Here is a 19,826-nt window from a genome sequence, read left to right on the forward strand (position 1 = left end):
ACCAACGAGGAGGAGAAGATGAAGGCACTCACCTGGCAGGGCACGCGCAACGTGACGGTCGAGGAGGTCCCAGACCCGACGATCGAGCACCCGACGGACGCCATCGTGCGGATCACCTCGTCGGCGATCTGCGGCTCGGACCTGCATCTGTACGAGCTCCTCGGCCCGTTCCTCGACAAGGGAGACATCCTCGGCCATGAGCCCATGGGCGTCGTCGTAGAGGTGGGCGAGGCGGTGCGGGACCTGAAGGTCGGAGACCGTGTGGTCGTGCCGTTCAACATCTCGTGCGGTCACTGCTTCTTCTGCCTGCGCGGTCTGCAGTCGCAGTGCGAGACGACCCAGGTCAAGGAGTACGGCAGCGGTGCATCCCTCTTCGGCTACACGAAGCTCTACGGGCAGGTGCCCGGGGGCCAGGCCGAGTTCCTGCGGGTTCCGCTCGCGGACTACAACCACATCAAGATCGCCGCAGATCTTCCCGACGAGCGCTACCTCTTCCTCAGCGACATCCTGCCGACGGCGTGGCAGGGAGTGGAATACGCGAACGTCCCCGACGGCGGCACGCTCGCCGTCATGGGCCTCGGTCCGGTCGGACAGTTCGTCGCTCGGGTCGGTGCACACCGCGGCTACCGGGTGCTCGCAGTGGATCCGGTCGCCGAGCGTCGCGAGATGGCAGCACGGCACGGCGCAGAGGTCTTCGACCTCACCGACGACGTCGTCGACGAGCTGCGTGATCTCACCGGAGGTCGAGGAGCGGATGCCGTCGTCGACGCCGTGGGCATGGAGGCGCACGGCAACCCTGGCATCAAGCTCGTACAACGGGCTGTCGGTCTGCTGCCCGATCCCGCGGCCCGACAGGTCTTCGACAAGGCGGGCATCGATCGCCTGGCCGCGCTGTACGCGTCGATCGACGTCGTGCGCCGTGGCGGCACGGTGTCGTTGAGCGGTGTCTACGCCGGCGACGCCGACATCATGCCCATGAAGACCCTGTTCGACAAGCAGGTGAGCATCCGCATGGGGCAGTGCAATGTGAAGCGCTGGATCGACGACCTGATGCCCTTGGTCGAGGACCTCAGCGATCCGCTGGGCGTCATGGATCTCACGACCCACACCGCGCCGCTCGAGGATGCGCCGGAACTCTACGAGACGTTCCAGCGCAAAGACGACGGCTGCATCAAGGTCGTGCTGCAGCCGTCGCGTGTCTGAGTCTTAGCGTGTGTGAGTCTCAGCGGGTCGCGTCGAACTGCGGAGCGGTCGAGGTTGGCTGGACCCGGCCGCGGATGAAGAACAGCAGGACGATGCCCACGATGATCACGACGGGGTTGCCGAGCCCCGCGAGCGACCCGAACGCGCTCTCCGCCGGGTACGCGGTGTGCAGGAAGATGCTCGGGTCGGTGCTGGCGTGCAGCAGGATCGGGGCGATGATCGTTCCGGTCACCCGCATCGCGAGGTACATGCAGATGCCGTACCCGAACGTGTAGACCAGCTGGATCGCCGTGGCGAGCGGCGACTGTCCCGTGAGCAGGTTGCCCGCATGCAGGAGGGCGAACAGCGCGGAAGAGATCGCCGCGACGGCGATCTCGCGCTGCCCCGCCTTGCGGAGCAGGTTGACCACGAGGCCGCGCGTCAGGACCTCTTCGGCGAAGCCGATGAACACGCCGGCGAGCAGCCAGGTCGCGACGACCTCGAACCCGGCAGCGCCGTAGTCGATCGACAGCAGGTGCAGCACGTTGAAGAGCAGGACCACGGCGATCGCGATCCACATCCATCCGCGTCCGCGGATGGGCTGGGGGCCGAAGATCTCGCGCATCCAACCGACGGAGAGAGCGAAGGCCACGAGGAGCAGGCAGCCGACGAAGATCGGGATGACGTAGAAGACGAGGATCGCTTCCGCGCTCTGCGGATCGGTGATCTGCTCTGCCAGAGGCGTCAGCAGCAGCGACAGGCCGTTGTAGAGGACGAAGTAGACGACGACGAGGACGAGCGCGCGCCACCAGCCGCCCTTCTCCCAGAACGTTCTCCAGCCGGACTGCGTCATATCGGTCATCGTGCATCCCTCCGCATCCGCGAAGGTCGCGGCACCTGACCAATATATGGGCGAAGGGTCGCGTCAGGAGGCGTGCCCCTCGGCGAGATAGGCGAGCCGATGCAGAGTCTCGGCGTTGCGCACGCGCAGGATCGGCGCGGTCAGAATGCTCGGCAGCAGAGCTGCCGGGCCGGTGACGGGCTCCTCGTCGATGCGGACCATGGTGCCGCCGTCGTACGAACGCACTCGGATCGTCACCCGCGCTTCTCCGATCGGCCAGCCTCTCGCCCTCATGACCATGCGATTCGGTGGCGACCATTCCTCGACCACGGTGGTGTCGTCGAGGAGGGCCGGCCAGACGCCGACCGAGTGATGGAGCTCGGCGTCGGGTTGCGGCCAGGTCGCATCGACGTCGCGCATGCGCGACGCTCCGACGACCCACGCCGGGTAGAGCCACCCGTTCGCGAGAACCTGGAACACGTCGTCGGGGTGGCAGCTCATCGTGCGGACGTTCTTCGCCATGTCGGCCTCCTTCTCGTTCATGCATCGTCGCGCCCCAGGGGCGAACCGCCCAGGGGCTTGACGCGGACGGATGCGAGGATGCTGAGGCATTACCACACACACTGCATCCGCGCCTCCCCCTGGAAGGGCGGCGGCGTCTCTGCGAACGTCGCCTCATGGCACTCATCGACCTCCCCGCGCGCGCCGCGCACCGCCTCGGCGCCCTCGCACGCGACGACGCCCCCGCCCTGCTCACCCGCGGCTACGGCTTCGGCCCGCGTATCTGGCGCCGGGTGCGGCCGGGCGCGCGATCGGCGCCGATGGCCCTGCTCGGCGACGACGCGGTGCTGGTGCGCGGGATCGAAGGTGTGGAGCTGTTCTACGACGAGAGTCGCATCGCGCGCTCCGGAGCCATGCCCCGGATCGTGCAGGAGAGTCTGTTCGGACACGGCTCCGTCCACAGCCTCGACGGCGACGAGCACAAGCACCGCAAGGCCACGTTCGTCGAGGTCGCGTACGACGACGAGCAGGTCGCGCGCCTGATGCCATGGCTCGAGCGGGAATGGGAGAGCGAGCGGCAGGCCTGGCTCGACGGCGGCACGCGCAGCGCCTACGACGCGGCCGTCGGCGCGCTGGGACGGGCGATCATGGGGTGGGCAGGCGTGCCGGGCACCCCTGACGCGAAGACCCGGTGGGCGGGTCGACTCGCTCAGATCGTCGACGGGTTCGGGTCACCGTACTCGCCGGAATACCTCGCGGCTCTGACCAACCGCTGGTGGTCTGACCGGCACTCGGCTCGACTCATCGAGGCCGTGCGCCACGGAGCGCTGAGTGCAGAACCGGGCACCGCCCTCGAGCAGTGGGCGCACCATCGCGATCAGCACGGCGAGCTTCTCCCCGCCCGCATCGCGGGCGTCGAACTGCAGAACAGCATCCGTCCGATGATCGCGGTCGCGCGCTTCGTCGCTTTCGCGGCGAAGGAGCTGCACGAGCGCCCCGACTGGCGTGAACGGATCGCCGCCGAGGCCGCCGAGCGGGGCTCGATCGTCGGGGGACCGCTGTCGGTCATGTTCGCTCAGGAGATCCGGCGCACCTCCCCGTTCGTCCCGATGCTCCCCGGCTGGGCGATCGCCGACATCGAGATCGACGGACAGAGGGTGGATGCCGGTGGACGCGTCGTCCTCGACATCCTCGGTACCGACACCGACGAGCGCTTCTGGGCCCGCCCTCAGCGATTCGACCCCGAACGGTTCCGTGATGTCGGAGCCGACTACGAGGCGCTCGCCGCATTCATCCCGCACGGTGGTGCCGGTGTTGCGACCGGCCACCGCTGCCCGGGCGAGAAGCTCGCGATCGCCGGCCTCGCCGCCGCGATCACGGTGCTGAGCGACCCTGGCCTGCGAATCCTCGACGAAGGACTCGGCGTCGACCGCCGCCGACTCCCGACCAAGCCCCGTTCGGGCGGAAAGGTGCGGTCGGCGTCTGCGCCGGCGTCCGGTGGGTGTCCCTTCCACTGGTAGTCGGTCACTCCCGCCCTGAGGTGTCGACGCCGTCGGGGAACTCCTCGACCGGCACGATCACCACGTCCTGCACCTTCCAGTCGAGGTCGGTGATGCGCTCCGCCAGGTCGGTGGTGTCGCTCAGGGAGACCTTGCCCCGGTGCGGCACGACGAACGCCTCGATATGGAACACCTGGCCCTGATCCCGCATCCGCACTCCCGCGTCCTTCACCCACGGGCGGGAGCGCATGGTCGAGATCACATCGCCGGCGAGCGGATGCGGGTGGGTACTGTCGTAGGTCCTGGCTCGCTGATCCATGAGATCGATCACGGCGGTCTTCGTGTTGCGCCAGCCGTCCCATACGATCCCGAGCGAGATCACGAGAGCTGCAGCGCCGTCGAGCCACCACACGCCGGCACCCACACCGAGCACGCCGACGATCGAGGCGACGGTCGTCTGCCAGTCGGCCTTGGCCATATCGGCGTCGGCGAAGAGCAGCTTGTTGTGCAGCACGGGGGCGAGCTTGGCCTTGGCCGGTCCGTAGAAGAAGACGGGCCCGACTATGACCACGGCCATCACGGCGACCATCAGCCACCCGAGCCAGATCGTCTGCCCGAACAGCTGCACGGTGCCGATCGTCGGGTGCTCTCGGGTGATGAGTCCTGTGACGGCCTCGACCGCCAGGTTGAGTCCGACGGCCAGGAGTGCGACTCCCGCGACGAGGTGTCCGATGCCCATCACCCGGTGCAGCCCGTACGGATGCTTCACAGACGGGCGCTTGCGGATGAAGATCAGCGCGATGAGAAAGGCGATCTGCGGGATCAGCGACAGCATGTCCTCGATCCACGCGGTGCGCATCGCCTGCGAATTGCCGACCACGAGCGCGATCACCGCGATCGTCACCGAGGTGTAGGCGATGGTGAACCACTCCCAACCGATCGCTCGGCGGAGCGCCGTGCGCTGCTCGTCGGGCAGCTCGGTGCGGCCGATCCGCTGTACCGTCATCGCGAGCCCACCGTCTCGTCGAGGTGGCGTTCGAGAGCGCTGAGGAACGCATTCTCACCGAGCGGAACGAGCATGACGATCTCGCGACCGTCCGCACCGTCGATCTCCGGATAGCCGCGGGTGACACCCGCTTTGTCGATCCAGGGGGTGTCAGAGGTGAAGCCGCCCGCCACGAGGTCGAGGTCGCCGCGTTCGAGCATCCGGACCAGCGTCTCCTCCGAGCCGTAGGTCCAGTCGATCTCGGCGTCGATGCTGGCGGCGAAGCCCGTCACGAGATCGAGAATGCTGCCCGTGGGGGTGCCGCGATCGGTGTCGACCAGCCCGGGATCGGCCGAGAGGCCGACCCGCAGTTCGGAGCCGGTCGCAGACTCCAGTGTGCCGTCCGGATCAGCCGGGATGGTCAGGCCGCATCCCGAGAGCACGGCGGCGAGCAGCAGTGCGGCCGCGGCCGAGACCGCGCGGCGGGGAGACCTCGTCGATGCGTTCACGACGCCATGCTGCCGCGCAGTGCCGCGGACGAGAACCGGGTTGACGGTCGATGTGCCGCGGAGTAGAGCCGCAGGGTGGGTGACCGGCGGCATCGTCGCGCCGGGTCGCTGCGCCGGATCATCGCGCCGGATCGCCGAGCCGGATCATCGAGGGCGAGCGACCGGCTACGGTAGGGCACATGTCTCAGGCCCTCACGACGTTCGGGCGCATCGTCGCCAGGCACTGGCCTGCGCTCATGGCCTGGTACCTCGGCGGTGAGGCCCTGCATCGCGTGCTCGTCGAGCTCGCCGGCTTCGTCGGGGGCCACACCACCCTCGGTGGTCTGCTGCTGCTGCCGCTCGCGGTCGCCGCTCGACTCGTCTCATACGTGGCGATGTATCTCACGGTTCGGCCGTCGCTGCCGCACAGCCGCAGAGAGGATGCCGGCGGCATCCGCGAGTTCGGCTCCGCCACGCTCGCGGCGATCCTGCCCTTCTTCGCGTTCTACACGGCGTGGGGTCTGCTCGACGTCGATCAGATCGACTTCTTTCGGATCGCGAGTGCGATCGCGTTGGCCGATTCGGGGTACGACCTCGCGCAGATCGGCGACCGCGGCGGTCTGATCGCCGTGGGCGTGCTGCCGGTGACGGTTCTCGTCGTCGCCCTGATCGCCCGCCTGCTCTTCACCCGTTTCGCCGACCGCCTGCCGAGGTGGACAGTCATCCTCGCCACCTACGCCGAGGTGCTGTGGACCTTCATGCTCTTCACGATGGTCGCCCGGTGGTGGAACGGCGTTCTCGCCTGGTTCGCGGATCGCGAGGCGGTCGGCTGGCTTCAGGCGTTCGGAGACTGGTTCGCGGTCAACCTCCAGCCCGTGGCCACGATCTGGGAGGGTGCGACCTGGCTCTTCGGCATCCTCGTCGCGGCCCTCATCGTGCCCGCCGCGTGGCTGACGGTCGCCGGTGTGATCTTCGGCACGACCTTCGACTCCACCCCATCGTTCGGCCGCTGGGGCGGGGGAGCGGCGCGCGGCGCCGCGATGAGCGTCGCCCGCACTCTCGTGATGCGGCTCGAGGGCCTCTGGGCCGCCGTCACCGTGATCTGGCGGGGCGGCCCGCTGCTCTTCGGCGCCTACGCGCTGGCGTATGCCGCCTGGGGGTTCGCGGAACAGGCGGGCACCCGCGGCGCGCTGCTGCTCGTGGGTGGGCACGAGTCGGCTTTCTGGGCCGGATTCTTCCCGCTCGTCACCGTCGCGGTCGCCGCGCTGGCAGAGCCGCTGCGGGTCGCGATCGTCGCGACAGCCTACGACGGCGTGATCGGGCGACCGCAGGCCGGTCTCGACACGCGTCCGTCAGGGCTCGATGACGAAGCGGGCGACGTCGGCGTCGCTCCCTTCGATATCGAGGCGGAAAGGCCCGTCGGCGTCATCCGGCACCAGGAAGACGAGCAGGATCCGGTACGGATCCGACTCGATGGTGCATGAGCTCTCGCCCTCGTCGTAGGACACGTCGAGGCCCGATCGCGAACTGACCCACGTGCGAGACGAGTCGGTCTCGGTGAGGGTCGCCGGGCCGCACACCGAGGCGTCGAACCCTCCGGTGGAGCTCAGACGGACGCTGAGGGTGCGCGATCCCCGCGGAGCCTCGAACTCGCCCCATTCGGAGGGGCCCAGCGAGAGCGTCTGCCCAGCGATGTCGACAGTCGACTCGGCCTCGATGACCCGGTCGGTCGGTCGGATGCTCGGAACGACGTCGAGCCACACGGTCGCCGCGACCACGGCGACGGCCGCGATCACGAGAGCGATGAGCGCCGTGCGCTGCTCGCGCCACCACGTCACGGGGCGACCAGCTCGGAGTCGGTGAGCTCGAGGCTCGGTGTGCGGGGCAGATCGTCGAGGGAGAACGGGATCGCGACGAGGTCGTCGAGTTCGGTCGTGAAGTACGACGTCGTCAACCGCAGCTCTGCCGTTCCCGAGTCCACATCCGGCGGCAATTCGAATGCGAGCATGCCGATCGTGTCGATTCCGACGCGCAGCGGGGTGGCTATGAGCGATGCCGACGGTCGTTCGCTGGCCTGGAACACCCGATCGCCGACCACCAGGGTCGCGAGGGGGATCGCGGCATCGACCTCGGTGGTCGGCGCAGAGGCGACGACCGTCACGACGAGCCAGTTGCCCTCGGCGCTCCAGTCGGAGGAGGGCACGGCCACCTCGTCGGCGAAGGTCGCCTCGGATGCCGTTGCGATGAGGGTGCGCGATCCGATCGCGTCGCCGAAGGAGCCACGCTGGACTGTCGGCCCGACCAGCGACTCGTCGTCAGGCGTCACGGCGGTGACCGCACCCGCGGCGATCACGAGCACGCCGCCGATCACCCAGGGCAGGGCACGTCTCATGGCGCCTCCGTCGGAGTCACGCTGATGCGCGCGAACGCCTCTGTCGCGCGCCACGTGACGACGCTCGACGACAGGATGACCGCGCCGCGACGGATCTCCACCTCGTGGAGGTCGAGCGAGACGACGCCATCGGGGAAGGCGTCATCCGGCACGGTCCAGGCGAGCATGACCTCGCTCGGGACGCCGGGCTGCAGGATGACCTGGCCCGAGGAGCCGTCGGCGCGCCAGATCGACACCGAGTCCGTCGCACTGGCTCCGGTGAGCTCGATCAGCGGGTTGTCGGTGTTGACGAGCCCGGCCTTCGTGCGGTCGGCCGTGGTGCCGACGCCGATCGGGGCATCGGACAGGTTCTCCATGCGCATCGTCATGACGAGCAGCTTCTCTCCGGGGTCGGCCTCGAGGTATTCGGACTCGACCTCGTCGGTGAACTCGGCGTCGAGCACGGTGACGGCATAGACGGAGGCGCGCGCCTCGTCGTCCGCACCGAGCTCGGTCGGAGCCGTCTGCGCCTGCGCGAAACCGCCGATCGCGACCACGACGAGGACCAGGGCGATGAGGGCGGCCGCGGCGATCCAGATCCAGCGGGGAACCTCGGCGAGCGAACGCCCCCAACGAGACACGATCGCACGCACGGCGATCTTCGGCGCGGCGCGCTCGTGATCCCCCGTCTTGCTCACGAGGCCAGCCTAGCGAGCGTGTTTCCCGCGTCGGATCAGAAGTGAGCGCCGGTCACCTCCGCGCGCTCTCGGGGCATCAGCCAGAAGGCGACCCCGGCGCCCGCGAGCGAGATCGCCGCGGCGATTCCGAACGCCACCTGGAAGGTCACGAAGGCGGGTGCCCCGTCGGCCGTGATCAGCGACGCGACCACCTGGGTCGCGAGTGCGCCTCCGACGGCTCGGGCGATCGTGATCAGCGCGGTCGAGACGCCGACTTCGTGTGCCTCCGCACCGATCGCGGCCGACGCGTAGACGACGGTGGATGCTGCTGCCGCGCCGACACCGGCGAGCAGCAGCATCAGCACGAGAGAGACGGGCGCCGAGGAGAGAACGGCGATGATCGAGCCGAGCGCGAGGATCACCATCGCGACGACGCCGACGGGGCGGAGCCCCATGGTGCGTGCCGCGCGTCCGGCGAGCACCGACGAGATCACACCGGCGGCGTATGCGACGGCGAGGAACAGTCCGGTCTGGCTCGCGGTGGCGCCCAGTCCGTATCCGGTGTCCGTCGGCTGAGCGATCAGCTGGGGCACGAGGAAGACGATCGGCGCGTAGCCGGCGCCGATCGCGACACCCACGGCCACTGCTCCTCCGACCGATCGGGAGCGCAGAGAGGCCACGTCGATCATGGGCTGCGCGACCCTGCTCTCGATCCAGATCCACACCGCGAGCAGGGCGACGGCGGCGGCGAAGAGCACGAGCGTGGGGAGGGCGAGCCAGCCCGCAGACGACGTGCTCGCGAGGGCGACGACGAGCACGACGAGCGCCACGGCGAAGACGCCCGCTCCGAGCCAGTCGACGCCGGTGGGGGCATCGGGGTCGCGGCGCTGCAGCCCCGGCCGCGCCGCGAAGAACAGGACCGCGCCGAGAGCGACCACACCGGTGGGAACCGCGTAGAGCACAGCCCTCGAGGTCGCCTCGATGATCGGGCCCGCCGTGAGCACGCCGAGGCCGGCGCCGGCCACGCTCATCGCCACGAGGACTCCGGACGCAGTCTTGATCGACTCCGCGCGGAAGAGGTGCCTCAGCACCACGAACCCCACCGGGATGATCCCGAGCGCGAAGCCCTGCAGCGCCTGGCCCACGATGAAGACGGCGAAGTCGGGGGCGAAGGCGCTGGTGAGGCCTCCGGCGATCACGATCGCGACGAGTCCGGCGAGTGTGCGGCCGGCGCCGTAGACGTCGGCGAGCCGGCCGGCGAGCGGGGTGACGATCACGGTGATGACGGTCGGCACGACGCTCGCGAGAGCGCCGGTGGCCGCATCCACCCCGAAGTCCTGCTGGAGCCGCGGGAGCGCAGGGAGGACGAACCCTTCCAGGGAGGCGGCGGCGAGCACGATCACGGCCAGGCCGGTCAGTGCCCAGCGGCGGTTGCGGGTGGCGGCCGCGATGTCGGTGCGAGTGGTCATGCGATTCCTTCGGGGTGAGGATGCTGCGAGACGAGCGTGCGAGCAAGGTGGTGACGCCAGGGCGCCGCGCGCTCGAGCTGTGCGCTGAGTGCGAGGAGCAGGTCGTCGCAGCCCCAGCGGGCCGTGAGCATGACGCCGATCGGGACGCCGTCGTCGGTCCAGCCGAGCGGAAGGCTGATCGCGGGGAACCCTGTCGCGTTCGCGAGGATCGTGTTGCCGGTGAACGCTGTCATGGCAGCGAGCTCGCCGGCGGGGTCGCCATCGTCGCGGAGTTCGCCGACGTATGCCGGAAGACGTGTGATGGTCGGTTGCACGACGACGTCGGCGTCGCGGAACCGCTCGGCCCACTGCCCGGCGGAGGCCTGGACCGTCAGGGCGGATGCTGCCAATGCTCCGCCGTCGAGGCCACGGCCGCGCGCCCTCAGGTATCGCACGATCGGCCGGAGCCGCGCTTCGTCGTCTGCGGGCACCGGCTTCGCGGCGGCGAGTGCGCTGAACAGGTCGGAGAACGCCTCGACGAAGACCGAATCCGCGGGTTGGCTCACGGTGCTGACGGTGTGGCCGAGAGTGGAGAGCAGCGCGGCGGTGTCCTCGACCGCGGCCGCGACCAGCGGGTCGATCGCGCCTCCCGAGACCGATTCGACGGCGACCGCGATGCGCAGTCGAGGAACCTGCTCGTCGCAGGCGGCGAGGAAGCCGGTGCGCCGTGGCGGATGGATCGACCCGACCGGTGGGGCGTCGGCCAGCACATCGAGCAGCGCCGCCGCATCGCGGACCGACAGCGCGAGCGGGCCTTTTGTGGAGAGCCCCAGTCCGTCATGCCCGGCCAGGCCGCCCGTGAGCAGCCCGCGACTGGGCTTGAGGCCGACGATCCCGCACGCGCTCGCCGGAGAACGCAGCGACCCTGCGGTGTCGCTGCCCTGCGAGAGCGGGACGACTCGCGCGGCCACGGCAGCCGCCGCGCCGCCGCTCGACCCCGCGGCCGAACGCTCGAGGTCGTGCGGCGAACGGCTCGGCGCCGCCCCCTCGGGTTCGGTGTAGCAAGCGGCTCCGAGCTCGGGGACGGCGGTCTTGCCGATCCAGACGAGGCCGGCGCCGTCGATGCTCTCGACCACGACATCGTCGACATCGGGCACCCACGCGGCGAACACCGCGGAGCCGAGGGTGGTGCGTACGCCTCTGGTCGGCTCCAGGTCCTTGATCGCCGTAGGCACACCCGTCAGGACGGCGCCCTCGTGGCGGTCGATGCGGCGCTGAGCGGTCTCGGCGCGCGCGAGGGCGCGTTCCGGAGCGAGAGTCGTGAACGCGCCGACTGCCGCGCCGACCGTCTCGGCACGGGAGAGTGCGAGCGTGGTGACCTCGACGACGCCGAGCTCACGTCGTCGGAAGGCCGACGCGAGTTCGAGGCCCGTGAGGTCGACGAGGGGATCCATGGGTTCCATTTCGTTACGTGTAACGGTATTGTCGAGTCATGGTAGCGGAATCGACGAAGCGCGCAAGACCCGGTCGTCCGACGGCCGTCGATCAGACAGCTCTGCTCGACGCGGCCACGCGTCTGGCCGACGACCGAGGGCTCGAGTCGGTGACCTTCCGTGCGTTGGCCGATGCGCTCGGTGTCTCCGCGATGGCGGTGCACCGCGCGAGCGGCGGCATCGATGCGCTGCGCCACCGCCTCATCGCCGTCGTCGTAGACGAGGCGATCGAGGACATCGCCTGGCCCGAGGGCGACTGGCGCGCCACGGTCGGGACGTTCGCCCGCGGTCTGCGTGACCTGCTGCTGCGGCATCCGCTCGTTCTCGAGGCCCACAGTCGGGCGGCGCTCGACACCCCGGCCGCCGACGACGTCGCGCACCGCGTCGTGGCGGCGCTGCGCGAGGCGGGTCTGGATGCCGAGACGGCGGCGTACGGCTACGCCGCCGTGCACGATTTCGTGACCGGGCACGTCGCCATCCGGCTGGGACGCGGCGAACTCGAGCTCATCGACATCGCGCCCGAGCGACGGGCGGCATCCGTGTTCGACAGGTTCCACGACGTCGACCGCCGCTTCGTGATCGGGCTCGATCTGCTGCTCGATGGTCTCGCGTCGTCGGCCGAGCGGCGAGCACGTGGCTGAGTCCCCGGTCGTGGCGCTTCCGCCCACTCGTACGCTCTCGACAGGGCAGCGGGAGATCGCCTACTGCGAGCTCGGCGACCCGCACGGAACGCCCGTCATCGCGGCGCACGGCTCTCCCGGATCCCGCTATCAGCTGTTGCCGCTGCACGATGCTGCGCTGGCGGCCGGCGTGCGCCTCATCGCCCCGGATCGCCCAGGGGTCGGTGCCACGTCGCCTTCGCGGGATCGCGGATTCGACACCGGGGGTGACGACGCCGTCGCTCTGCTCGACGCGCTCGGCGTCGAGCAGGCCGCGGCTCTCGGCTTCTCCGGCGGTGCAGGGTATTCGCTGGCCCTGGCCCTCGCGCATCCCGACCGCATCGACCGCGTCGTGCTCGCCTGCGGCATGATCCCCGGGGCTCCTCGCTCAGCGCTCGACGACCGCATCCCGGTCGTCTCCACCCTGTACCTCGTCGCGCGCTTCGCGCCGCGACTCGCGACGGTCATGCTCGAAGGGCGAGGACCGTTCGCGCGCACCCGCGCCGCAAACGTCGATGCCTGGCCGGCTGCGGATCGCGCGATCATGGCGGATCCGGAGCTGCAGGCGCGGATCGCCCCGGACGCCGCCGAGGGGATGCGTCAGGGAGCGCGCGCTGCGGTCGATGACCTGCGGCGCTACTCGACGGGCATCGCCCTCGGCGACATTCGCCAGGAGGTGCGTCTCGTGCACGGCGACGCCGACGGCAACGTGCCGATCGGTGTCGCGCGCTGGGCGCGCACGCAGCTGTCGAACGCTCACCTGCGGGAGCTCGAGGAGCAGGGGCACTATTTCGCCGCGACGCGGCCTGAGACCATCATCGAGGCTGTTCTCGGCGAGTGATCGTGCTCGGCAGGTGATCGTGCTCGGCGAGTGATCCGCCCCCACATCGACGACCTCGCGGTCAGTGGCACGTCTCGAAGACATACTCCTCATGCCCCGGCGTGACGAGATCGCGATCGCGCAGCGCCATGGATGCGGGGGAGTCGTCGTCGGAGCACATCTCGGCGAACGTGCGAGGAAGCTCGTCGGAGTACTCGATGTCGATCACGGCGTCGCCGTAGACGTCGGTGAACGCGGCGCACTCCTCGTATGCGGCGCACTCCTCGACCAGGGCGAAGTCGAACCCGGCGCGCTCGTGCAGCATGGCAGCATCTTCAGCCGCGTTCTTCTGCCCGGCGGCGAGACCCGAGTCGTGGGCGACGTCGACGAGGAGTGCCGCGAGGGCCAGGTTGTCGTCGAGGGTCAGCGCGTCGTCGGAGCGCGTGTACGAGTCGAGGTTGTCGAACTCGACCGCGTCGAAACCGGCATCCGCACAGCCCTCGATCCATGGCGTTACCATCTCGGCGACGCGGTCGCGGCGGTCGTCGGTCGACGTGTCGAGCAGTGCCTCATCGGGCCAGTCGGGGTCGAAGACGGTCTCGCCGTCACGCTGCAGCAGCAGGTCGGTCGGCCAGGCATCGAGCTCGCCGGGCTGGGTCTGGAACCCGTTCACGTAGCAGATCGAGTAGAGCCCCTCTGCGGGCTCGTCCGACCGGTCCCGGCCGACGATGCCGATGCCGTCGGCCGGATCATAGGCGCCGCCGAGCTGATAATCGGGGGTTGCACCGGCCGGTGGCAGCACGAAGGTCGAGGTGGCGTCGGAGGCGGTCGTGGCACACCCGGAGACCGCCAGAGTCAGGAGCACCGTCGCGGCGAGTGCGACCGTCGCCCGTCTCAGCTGCGCGCCCCGTACAGTGCGGCGATCTCTTTCGAACCCATCCCCTGATCGTAGGTGCCGTGCTGCGGCCAGCCTGCCGGCGAGTCCTCCCACGCCTCTTGACGGCCGTAGGGGAGCAGGTCGACGAGCCCTTGCAGCTGGCTCATCCGCTCGGTGCCCCGCCCGTTCGTATGCCACGTGCGGTAGACCGTGTCGCCGTCGCGCAGGAACACGTTCACGCCGAAGCCCTCGTTCGGACCCGCATCCATGTCGGCCCCGAACGAGCTGTCGGCGCTCGAGTACCAGGTCATCCGGTTGCCCACCCGATCCCGGTAGGCCAGCGCCTCGTCGATCGGCCCGTTCGTGACGATCACGAACCGCGCGTCGTAGTACCTCTCGAGAAAGTCGAGGCGGGTGAACTGCGAGGTGAAGCCGGTGCACCCGGGGCACTGCCACTCGTTGCCGTCGGTCCACATGTGGTTGTAGACGATGAGCTGCGGGTGGCCGTCGAACATCTCGGAGAGGCGCACCGGTCCGTCTTCGCCGACCAGCGTGTACTCGGGCAGCTCGACCATCGGCAGCCGTCGGCGCTCGGCCGCGATCGCATCGAGCTCTCGCGTCGCGGCCTTCTCGCGCACGCGGAGTGCGTCGAGCTCACGCCGCCAGGTGTCGGCGTCGACGACGGGCGGGAGAGGCGTCTGGGTCGTGCTCACGGGTGGACCTCCGGATGCTCGGTAGGACGATGCCCCCAGTGTGCGCCCGACCGCCGACATCGTCAACCGATCGGCGAGGGTGCGCCGTCGACCGTCTCCGGCGCCGGGTCCTCTGCAGGGTTGCGCCGGATGCCGATCCACGACACGACCCCACCGAGCACGAGCAGTGCCGCCGTCACCCACGCGGCGTTGTGGAAGCCCGCGAGGTCGAGCGTGCCGCCGATGATGGTCGACAGCATGGCCACGACCAGCAGGCCCGCGACACGGGAGACGGCGTTGTTCACGGCGGATGCGATGCCCGAGCGCGACTCGTCGATCGCACCGAGGATCGCCGAGGTGAGAGGGGCGACCGTGAGCGAGAGGCCGAGGCCCAGCACGATCATGGCGGGGAGCACCTGCCACCAGTAGTCGAAGTCCTCGCCGACGAGCAGGAGCATGAGGGCACCCACGGCCATGATCAGCGGACCGACGGTCATGAAGATGCGCGGCCCGAAGCGCCCGGCCCACGAACCCGCGCGCGAGCTCACCAGGATCATCAGGATCGTCATCGGCAGGCTCGCGAGGCCGGCGGCGGTGGCGCTGAGGCCGGCACCCTGCTGCAGGTAGACGCCGACGACGAAACCGTTGAGCGACAGTGCGGCATAGACGAAGAGGGTCGCGAGGTTGCCCCAGGCGAAGTCGCGCACGCGGAACAGCGACAGCGGCATGAGCGGCGCCGACGACCGCTGCTGACGCACCAGGAACCAGGCGAACAAGGCGGCGCCGACGATGCCCGGCAGCCAGATCGCGGGAGACTGCCAGCCCATGTTCGGCTGCTCGATCAGCGCGAAGACCACGGCGCCGAGTCCGATCGCGCACAGTGCGCCGCTCATCCAGTCGACTCGCACGCCGCTCGGATGCTCCTTCAGCTTCAGACGGGAGAGCAGGAGGAGGGTCACCGCGATCGGGACCACGTTGATGAGGAAGACGAATCGCCACGACAGGAAGTCGACGAAGAGACCGCCGAGCAGGGGTCCGACGAGCTGCGCGGCGGTCGTGAACGCAGTCCAGACGCCGATAGCCCGCGACTGCACGTCTGCGCGCATCGTCGCTGTGATCAGGGCGAGAGAGCTCGGCACCAGCAGCGCGCCTGCCGCGCCCTGTGCTGCGCGGGCGATGATCAGGATCAGCGGATCGGGAGCAGCGGCCACGGCGACGGACGCCACACCGAAGGCGATGAGGCCGACGCGCATCACGAGTACGCGCCCGTAGGCGTCCGACAGCGAACCCGCGAGCAGGATGAGCGCGCTGAGGGTGATGAGGTAGGCGTCGACGACCCACTGCTGGGTGGTGATGCCGCCGCCGAGCTCCCGACTGATGGCAGGGAGGGCGACGGTCACGACGGTGCCGTCGAGGAAGGTCACGAAGGACGCGAGGACGGCGACCGAGATCACGAGCCGCTGCAGGGGTGCGAAACGAGAGGATGCCACAGGCCGACACTACTGCCGTCTGAGGGCGCGCGGGCGGTCAGGCGGTTGCGGTGCTCGCGCGGTACAGCTCGCGGAGGCCCGCCGTTCCCTTCTCGGCATACGCATCGCGCTGGCGCTGGGCGCCGGAGCCCTCGGTGCGGATGCGCGCGATCCTCTCCATGACGAAGTCCTCGTCGCCCAGGTGCGCGAGCGTCGGGCGCAGTCGCCGGAGAAGATCGTCGGCGATCGTCCAGGTCGGAGCCGTGCCCCCGCTCGAGGGGTCGACGAGCAGCGCCTCGGGTCCGTACCTCGCAGCCGTCCACAGTGAGGCGTCGACCGCGTCGAGGCCGAGCTCGGGCAGACCGTCGAGCGCGTCGCTCACGATGAGTGCGCGAGTGAGGGCAGCGGCGAGAAGGGTGTCGTCGACGGTCAGCTGCGCATCGAACACCCTGACCTCCACGGTGGGGAATCGCTCGGACAGGCGCACCGTCCACGACAGCGAGCTCGCCTCGGCGATCGCTCCCATGGCGGCGAGTTGCGCGATGTGCGCCTGGTAGTCGTCGAGATCGCGGAAGCGCGGCGGACTCCATGACGACGGGAGTCGGCGGATGAGGATGCTGCGCCAGCTCGCGAAGCCCGAATCCCTGCCGTGCGCGAACGGCGAATTGCCGGTGAGGGCGAGCAGCGTCGGCAGCCAGGCGCTGACACGGTTGAGCACGCGCACCCGCTCCTCGTCGTCGGTGACCTCGACGTGGACGTGCAGGCCGTTGACCTCGTGCTCGCGGGTGATCTCGACGAGCTGGGCGGAGACGGCGTCGTAGTGCGCCGATGACGACACCGTGAAGCGGTTGGGGGAGATGAACGGCGTGCCGATGGCGCCGATGATCGCGTCCTGATCGGCGGCATAGGTGCCGAGAAGGCGGCGTGTGCGGCGCAACTGCGCCTCGGCATCCGCTCTGCTCTCGATCGGCTCGGTCGCGGACTCGAGCTGGCAGGTCAGGTATTCGGGGGTGAGGCCTGCGCCCGCCTCGTCTGCGAGGCGCTGTCGGGTGGAGGTGCTCATGGCCGACGGGACGAGAGTCTGCTCATCGAGGAGGACGAACTCCTCTTCGATGCCGAACCTGGCCACGGAGGGCGGCCCTAATGGTCGCGCAGCGCCGAGATGAGCTCGGCCTTGCGCTTGCCGCTGTACCCGGTGAGGCCGAGTTCCTTGGCGCGCTTGCGCAGTTCTTCGACGGTCCAGTCGTCGTAGTCGCCGTGCTCTCCGCCTCGGCGGCCTACAGTGCTACGACCTTCTTTCGCCGCGGCGTTCGAGATGCGCGCGGCCTTCTCCTTCGAGGCTCCGTCGTCACGGAGCTCTTCGTACAGCTCCGGGTCCTTCAGAGAGTTGTTCCTGCGTCCTGGCATGTCCTGTGCTCCTCTCGCACGTCGGGAACCCCCACGTCAAGGGGCTCTGGGTCGCGGGCGGCGCGGGTCTAGGTTGATTGACCGTAGACGGGCGCCCCCCTGCGTCCTCAAGAAGGGAAATCCGATGAACATCCTGCTGATCATCGTCATCGTCGTCGCCATCATTCTGGCGATCACCGGCGGACTGGTTCAGTCCCTGCAGTTCCTGCTGTGGGTCGGACTGGTGCTGCTGGCCATCGCGGTCATCGCCTGGTTGATCCGATCGATCTCCGGCAGCCGCACCCGCTGACCCTCGCAGTGAGGCCCGCTTCGGCGGGCCTCACTCCGTTTCGGGATCAGTCCCTGGAAGCGTCCCGCAGGCCGTCGCCGACATTGCGAGCGGCGTCCTTGACGTTCTCCCCGGCCTGCTTGACCGAAGCCTTCGTCTGGTCGGCGCGACCCTCGGCTTCGAGGCTCTCGTTGTCGGTCGCCTTTCCGACGCCCTCCTTGATCTTTCCGCCCGCCTTCTCGGCTGCGTTCTTGACGTCGTCTGCACCACTCATGGGGAGATTCCTTTCATCCGTCGATCAATGGATGACCACCGTCGCACGGGCCCGGAATCCTGCACACGGGATTGACAACGACGACCGCGCGTGACAGGACGTGACCGAGCATCGACGCGGGCCATCACGAGGGCTACCCTGGCCTCAGGCGGGTGGTCCTGCCCGCTCTCACCTCGGCTGCGGCCGACGACGGAGGCGGTACGAGATGGATTCGATGATGATGGGCGCGATGCGCTCGAACATGATGTCGATGCCCGACATGGCGACGATGGACATGTCCGTCATGCAGGCGTGCATGGATGCGTGCTCGGCCTGCGAGCAGGCGTGCACGGTGTGCTCGACGCAGATGATTGACTGCTCCCCGGCATGCATGAACTGCGCCGACATGTGCAACACGATGATGCGCTCGATGATGCGGATGCAGGGCATGACGCCTGCGTCGATGATGGCGATGCTCGACGCCTGCATCGCCATGTGTCAGACCTGCATGGACGAGTGCATGCAGCACGCCGACCACAGCGAGGTCTGCAAGATGTGCGCGCAGGCCTGCAAGGACTGCATGGACGCCTGCATGGCCGTCAAGAACATGATGATGGCGACCGCCTGAGCAGCTGCCCCGGTCGTCGAGCGAGGAGCGCAGCGACGATCCCCCTGGTCGTTGAGTGAGGAGCGCAGCGACGATCCCCTGGTCGTTGAGCGAGGAGCGCAGCGACGAGACGAAACGCGATCAGGAGACCGCGACGTTGAACTGCGTGCGGCCGACGGCCAGCACGCCGTAACGCACGTGCAGAGCGATCGGTGTGCCCGCCGGTGCCTCGAGAGGTGCGCCCGCACCGTTCCACAGCGCGTGGGCGGTGCCGTCGAGCGTGCGAACGATCAGGTCGCCTGACATCGCATCGGCGTGCTCGACGATCGCGTCCGTCCACTCGGCCGGCGTCGCAGAGGCGATGCGCGCCTGGATCAGGTGCAGCGCGTGACCCGCGGCGAACGAGGAGCAGGCGAAGCCGTGACGGCACATGCACGCAGAACGCTCACGCACCGAGAGGGGCGAAAGGTGGTTCAGCGGCGTGGACACGGTGGTCTCCTTCGTGAGCGGACGTTCCGGCAAGAGTAGGTCGAGGTCGCGCGAGAGGAAACCCGCACCGACACGGTGTGAAACAAACGGGCGTAGACTCGCCGGGTGCTGTTGTCGATGAGCGCTCTCCGGATGCCGGATCGAGCGCGGAATGGAGCCGTGGGCGCGTTCAGCGCCACGGACAGAGGCTGACGATCGGCCGGAGGCGGAACATCCCGTCCCCGGAGATACGTCGTACCCCGGCATCCGTTCGGATGCCGTCTCCTCTTCTCCTTCCGCCGCACTCGCGGCCTTCACGAAAGCACTCTCCTCATGCGTCCCATCGATGAGCGCACCCTGCGCGCCTCCTTCCTCAACGCCTCCCGCAAAGAGGTCTCCGACCTCACGCTGCCGCCCGGTCTCGCCGACGTCGACTTCGAAAAGCTCGACTACCTCGGCTGGGTCGACCCGAAGCTGCCTCGTCGCTCGTACGTCGTCGCGTGGGTCGACGACGTGCTCACCGGCGTGATGCTTCAGCGTGCAGAGCAGCGCGTCATCGCCAGGGCTCAGTGCTCGTGGTGCGAAGACGTCACGCTGCGCAACGACGTGCAGCTGTACGTCGCCCGCAAGGCGGGTCCGGCCGGACGCAAGGGCGACACCATCGGCACCCTCGTGTGCACGGAATTCGGATGCTCGAAGAACGTCCGGGTGCTGCCGCCCCTCGCCTACGACGGGTACGACCGCGAGCTCGCTCGCGAGATGCGGATCGTCAAGCTGCAGGAACACGTCGCCGCGTTCATCGCCGCAGTGAAGGGCTGACT

The 19,826-nt window shown here is 69.1% G+C and carries 23 protein-coding genes; 8 read left to right on the top strand and 15 right to left on the bottom strand.

Features of this window, described 5'->3' with window-relative positions; translation table 11 throughout:
- Nucleotides 1-18 precede the first annotated feature (18 nt).
- Entirely contained in the window at nucleotides 19-1,203 is a 1,185-nt protein-coding gene (locus ACQ4LY_RS09165; protein ID WP_431070790.1) for a zinc-dependent alcohol dehydrogenase, read from the top strand.
- A gap of 19 nt (nucleotides 1,204-1,222) precedes the next feature.
- Here ACQ4LY_RS09165 and ACQ4LY_RS09170 read toward each other — a convergent pair whose 3' ends face one another.
- Nucleotides 1,223-2,044: a lysostaphin resistance A-like protein gene (locus tag ACQ4LY_RS09170; RefSeq protein WP_431070792.1), complete on the bottom strand. Its 822-nt coding sequence runs from the start codon at nucleotides 2,042-2,044 to the stop codon at nucleotides 1,223-1,225.
- A 63-nt stretch (nucleotides 2,045-2,107) separates the two neighbouring features.
- Complete coding sequence (locus ACQ4LY_RS09175; RefSeq protein ID WP_431070794.1) at nucleotides 2,108-2,545, bottom strand: SRPBCC family protein; 438 nt, start codon at nucleotides 2,543-2,545, stop codon at nucleotides 2,108-2,110.
- A gap of 155 nt (nucleotides 2,546-2,700) precedes the next feature.
- Here ACQ4LY_RS09175 and ACQ4LY_RS09180 point away from each other — a divergent pair, with 155 nt between their 5' ends.
- Nucleotides 2,701-4,044 carry a cytochrome P450 gene (locus tag ACQ4LY_RS09180; protein ID WP_431070796.1) on the top strand — a complete coding sequence of 448 codons (1,344 nt, stop codon included), beginning with the start codon at nucleotides 2,701-2,703 and terminating at the stop codon, nucleotides 4,042-4,044.
- 4 nt (nucleotides 4,045-4,048) lie between these two features.
- On the opposite strand, the gene ACQ4LY_RS09185 is transcribed toward ACQ4LY_RS09180, so the two are convergent.
- Both ACQ4LY_RS09185 and ACQ4LY_RS09190 read right to left on the bottom strand, forming a co-directional pair.
- Complete coding sequence (locus ACQ4LY_RS09185; RefSeq protein ID WP_431070798.1) at nucleotides 4,049-5,029, bottom strand: cation transporter; 981 nt, start codon at nucleotides 5,027-5,029, stop codon at nucleotides 4,049-4,051.
- The gene (locus ACQ4LY_RS09190; protein ID WP_431070800.1) at nucleotides 5,026-5,517 is read right to left on the bottom strand and encodes a hypothetical protein; all 492 of its coding nucleotides are present in this window, start codon (nucleotides 5,515-5,517) and stop codon (nucleotides 5,026-5,028) included. The genes ACQ4LY_RS09185 and ACQ4LY_RS09190 overlap by 4 nt, the downstream gene beginning before the upstream one ends.
- Before the next feature lie 179 nt (nucleotides 5,518-5,696).
- Between ACQ4LY_RS09190 and ACQ4LY_RS09195 the strand changes: the two genes are divergently transcribed.
- On the top strand, nucleotides 5,697-6,980 hold the full coding sequence (locus ACQ4LY_RS09195) for a hypothetical protein (protein WP_431070802.1): 1,284 nt from the start codon (nucleotides 5,697-5,699) through the stop codon (nucleotides 6,978-6,980).
- A gap of 350 nt (nucleotides 6,981-7,330) precedes the next feature.
- Here the strand turns inward: ACQ4LY_RS09195 and ACQ4LY_RS09200 are convergent, their stop codons facing one another.
- Genes ACQ4LY_RS09200 through ACQ4LY_RS09215 form a run of 4 tightly spaced genes read right to left on the bottom strand, consistent with a single transcriptional unit; the run spans nucleotide 7,331 to nucleotide 11,455 of the window.
- Complete coding sequence (locus tag ACQ4LY_RS09200) at nucleotides 7,331-7,888, bottom strand: hypothetical protein (RefSeq protein WP_431070804.1); 558 nt, start codon at nucleotides 7,886-7,888, stop codon at nucleotides 7,331-7,333.
- Nucleotides 7,885-8,565, bottom strand: coding sequence for a hypothetical protein (locus tag ACQ4LY_RS09205; protein WP_431070806.1), 681 nt, complete (start codon nucleotides 8,563-8,565; stop codon nucleotides 7,885-7,887). Before ACQ4LY_RS09205 ends, ACQ4LY_RS09200 begins: the two co-directional genes overlap by 4 nt.
- Before the next feature lie 35 nt (nucleotides 8,566-8,600).
- The gene (locus ACQ4LY_RS09210) at nucleotides 8,601-10,013 is read right to left on the bottom strand and encodes an MFS transporter (protein WP_431070808.1); all 1,413 of its coding nucleotides are present in this window, start codon (nucleotides 10,011-10,013) and stop codon (nucleotides 8,601-8,603) included.
- On the bottom strand, nucleotides 10,010-11,455 hold the full coding sequence (locus tag ACQ4LY_RS09215; protein WP_431070810.1) for an amidase: 1,446 nt from the start codon (nucleotides 11,453-11,455) through the stop codon (nucleotides 10,010-10,012). Before ACQ4LY_RS09215 ends, ACQ4LY_RS09210 begins: the two co-directional genes overlap by 4 nt.
- Before the next feature lie 29 nt (nucleotides 11,456-11,484).
- On the opposite strand from ACQ4LY_RS09215, the gene ACQ4LY_RS09220 reads away from it, so the two are divergent.
- Together ACQ4LY_RS09220 and ACQ4LY_RS09225 are read left to right on the top strand one after the other, a co-directional pair.
- The gene (locus ACQ4LY_RS09220) at nucleotides 11,485-12,126 is read left to right on the top strand and encodes a TetR/AcrR family transcriptional regulator C-terminal domain-containing protein (protein WP_431070812.1); all 642 of its coding nucleotides are present in this window, start codon (nucleotides 11,485-11,487) and stop codon (nucleotides 12,124-12,126) included.
- Complete coding sequence (locus ACQ4LY_RS09225) at nucleotides 12,119-12,985, top strand: alpha/beta fold hydrolase (RefSeq protein ID WP_431070814.1); 867 nt, start codon at nucleotides 12,119-12,121, stop codon at nucleotides 12,983-12,985. The genes ACQ4LY_RS09220 and ACQ4LY_RS09225 overlap by 8 nt, the downstream gene beginning before the upstream one ends.
- 61 nt (nucleotides 12,986-13,046) lie before the next feature.
- On the opposite strand, the gene ACQ4LY_RS09230 is transcribed toward ACQ4LY_RS09225, so the two are convergent.
- From ACQ4LY_RS09230 to ACQ4LY_RS09250, 5 genes are all read right to left on the bottom strand, one after another.
- The gene (locus tag ACQ4LY_RS09230) at nucleotides 13,047-13,829 is read right to left on the bottom strand and encodes an endo alpha-1,4 polygalactosaminidase (protein WP_431070817.1); all 783 of its coding nucleotides are present in this window, start codon (nucleotides 13,827-13,829) and stop codon (nucleotides 13,047-13,049) included.
- 29 nt (nucleotides 13,830-13,858) lie between these two features.
- Nucleotides 13,859-14,554 carry a DUF899 domain-containing protein gene (locus ACQ4LY_RS09235; RefSeq protein ID WP_431070819.1) on the bottom strand — a complete coding sequence of 232 codons (696 nt, stop codon included), beginning with the start codon at nucleotides 14,552-14,554 and terminating at the stop codon, nucleotides 13,859-13,861.
- A gap of 62 nt (nucleotides 14,555-14,616) precedes the next feature.
- Nucleotides 14,617-16,023, bottom strand: coding sequence for an MFS transporter (locus ACQ4LY_RS09240; RefSeq protein WP_431070821.1), 1,407 nt, complete (start codon nucleotides 16,021-16,023; stop codon nucleotides 14,617-14,619).
- Nucleotides 16,024-16,060: 37 nt separating this feature from the next.
- Nucleotides 16,061-17,131, bottom strand: coding sequence for a carboxylate-amine ligase (locus tag ACQ4LY_RS09245; protein ID WP_431070823.1), 1,071 nt, complete (start codon nucleotides 17,129-17,131; stop codon nucleotides 16,061-16,063).
- An 11-nt stretch (nucleotides 17,132-17,142) separates the two neighbouring features.
- Complete coding sequence (locus tag ACQ4LY_RS09250) at nucleotides 17,143-17,409, bottom strand: DUF7218 family protein (protein WP_431070825.1); 267 nt, start codon at nucleotides 17,407-17,409, stop codon at nucleotides 17,143-17,145.
- Between the two features lie 124 nt (nucleotides 17,410-17,533).
- Here ACQ4LY_RS09250 and ACQ4LY_RS09255 point away from each other — a divergent pair, with 124 nt between their 5' ends.
- Nucleotides 17,534-17,698: a hypothetical protein gene (locus tag ACQ4LY_RS09255; protein WP_431070827.1), complete on the top strand. Its 165-nt coding sequence runs from the start codon at nucleotides 17,534-17,536 to the stop codon at nucleotides 17,696-17,698.
- A 46-nt stretch (nucleotides 17,699-17,744) separates the two neighbouring features.
- Here the strand turns inward: ACQ4LY_RS09255 and ACQ4LY_RS09260 are convergent, their stop codons facing one another.
- The gene (locus ACQ4LY_RS09260; protein WP_056313104.1) at nucleotides 17,745-17,951 is read right to left on the bottom strand and encodes a CsbD family protein; all 207 of its coding nucleotides are present in this window, start codon (nucleotides 17,949-17,951) and stop codon (nucleotides 17,745-17,747) included.
- A 205-nt stretch (nucleotides 17,952-18,156) separates the two neighbouring features.
- Between ACQ4LY_RS09260 and ACQ4LY_RS09265 the strand changes: the two genes are divergently transcribed.
- Nucleotides 18,157-18,558 carry a hypothetical protein gene (locus tag ACQ4LY_RS09265; protein ID WP_431070829.1) on the top strand — a complete coding sequence of 134 codons (402 nt, stop codon included), beginning with the start codon at nucleotides 18,157-18,159 and terminating at the stop codon, nucleotides 18,556-18,558.
- Between the two features lie 120 nt (nucleotides 18,559-18,678).
- Here ACQ4LY_RS09265 and ACQ4LY_RS09270 read toward each other — a convergent pair whose 3' ends face one another.
- Nucleotides 18,679-19,026 carry a hypothetical protein gene (locus ACQ4LY_RS09270; RefSeq protein ID WP_431070831.1) on the bottom strand — a complete coding sequence of 116 codons (348 nt, stop codon included), beginning with the start codon at nucleotides 19,024-19,026 and terminating at the stop codon, nucleotides 18,679-18,681.
- A gap of 312 nt (nucleotides 19,027-19,338) precedes the next feature.
- Here ACQ4LY_RS09270 and ACQ4LY_RS09275 point away from each other — a divergent pair, with 312 nt between their 5' ends.
- Nucleotides 19,339-19,824, top strand: a complete 486-nt coding sequence (locus ACQ4LY_RS09275) for an FBP domain-containing protein (protein WP_431070833.1) — start codon at nucleotides 19,339-19,341, stop codon at nucleotides 19,822-19,824.
- The last annotated feature ends 2 nt before the right edge of the window (nucleotides 19,825-19,826 follow it).

Origin of the sequence: Microbacterium phyllosphaerae (assembly GCF_050628115.1) — a bacterium.
Classification (GTDB): domain Bacteria; phylum Actinomycetota; class Actinomycetes; order Actinomycetales; family Microbacteriaceae; genus Microbacterium; species Microbacterium phyllosphaerae_A.